Genomic DNA, 1,274 nt, shown 5'->3' with positions numbered 1-1,274 from the left:
CCGCCGCCTCCCGCGCCGCCGGGGGAGGCGGCGCGGGGGAGGGTGCGGGGGCGGGCGGCCCGATCTACCCTGGCGGTATGGACAGTGACCGATATGTCTGTCCGTCCTGCGGGCAGCCCGTGCCGATGGTGGTCCGGCGGCACAAGATGATGGGCACGTACGTGCCCGTGTGGCGTCCCGGACACTGCGAGAACCCGGAGTGCCCGGCCAAGGGGCAGGAACCCGGCGAGGCGAGGCTGCGGGCCCCCGCCGCGGAGGTGCCCCACGAACGGATCGCCCACCACCACCGCCGCGGCCGCCGCTGACCGCACGGCCGCACCCGTCCCGTCCGGCGACCACCGGGCGGGACTTCGGCGTCCCCGGGCGTGCTCCGGCACGTGACCGACACGGTCCGGTCACAGCATCGACACCCCTTCCGCGTGACGCGGTTGGCGTGTGGGACGGATGGGTACGTCAATCCGGCACAGAGTGACGACGTGCGAGCACGCACCCCCTGTACACGCTCCGTGAATAAGTGTTCACTGGGAGTGAGTTCACAGCGACGGGGTCCCGGGGACAGGAATGTCCCGCGCGCGGTAGCGTCACCGCTGAACCATGTATCGCGTTACCCCGGAGGGGCGACTCCCGGGGCCCTGAAAACGCTTGTACCACCTTGGAGGTGAGGGTGTCCCAGATCGCAGGCGAGCCCGCGACCCAGGACTTCGTGGAAGTCCGGCTGCCGGCAGCGGGTGCCTACCTGTCGGTGCTGCGGACGGCCACGGCCGGTCTCGCCGCCCGCTTGGACTTCACCCTCGACGAGATCGAGGACCTGCGCATCGCGGTGGACGAGGCCTGCGCGATCCTGCTCCAGCAGGCCGTGCCCGGCTCGGTCCTCAGTTGTGTCTTCCGGCTGGTCGACGACTCTCTCGAGGTCACGGTCTCGGCCCCGACCACGGACGGGAACGCGCCGTCGCGCGACACCTTCGCGTGGACGGTCCTGTCCGCGCTCGCGGGCAAGGTGTCGTCCGCCGTGGACGAGGACCGGACGGTGTCGATCAGCCTCTACAAACAGCGCGGCGCGGGACCCGGGCCGACGTGAGGAACGGGGAGGGGCCGGTGCGGGACGACGAACGCGGCGCCCTCGGGGCCGCGGCGGCCGGGCGCGCGGACGGGGCCGACGGGATTCCCGGTCAGGCCCGGCCGCATCCGGACGGGGCGACGGGACCGAGCGGCGTGTCCGGCAGGCCCCGCACCAGGGGGGACGCCGGGAGCCGGGGGGTTCGGGGAAGGGCTAC

Annotated in this window: 2 protein-coding genes; both read left to right on the top strand. The window is 73.0% G+C overall.

All coding sequences use genetic code 11. The annotated features are described in order from the left end of the window. Nucleotides 1-77 precede the first annotated feature (77 nt). Nucleotides 78-305 carry a hypothetical protein gene (locus HW445_RS31475; RefSeq protein ID WP_180224178.1) on the top strand — a complete coding sequence of 76 codons (228 nt, stop codon included), beginning with the start codon at nucleotides 78-80 and terminating at the stop codon, nucleotides 303-305. A gap of 359 nt (nucleotides 306-664) precedes the next feature. Continuing rightward, the gene (locus HW445_RS31470) at nucleotides 665-1,078 is read left to right on the top strand and encodes an anti-sigma regulatory factor (RefSeq protein ID WP_151771326.1); all 414 of its coding nucleotides are present in this window, start codon (nucleotides 665-667) and stop codon (nucleotides 1,076-1,078) included. Nucleotides 1,079-1,274 lie beyond the last annotated feature (196 nt).

It is taken from the genome of Streptomyces sp. UH6 (assembly GCF_013421635.1).
GTDB lineage: Bacteria > Actinomycetota > Actinomycetes > Streptomycetales > Streptomycetaceae > Streptomyces > Streptomyces abyssomicinicus.
The sequence above is the reverse complement of the archived record's forward strand: the minus strand, read 5'-3'. Positions and strand labels throughout refer to the sequence as shown.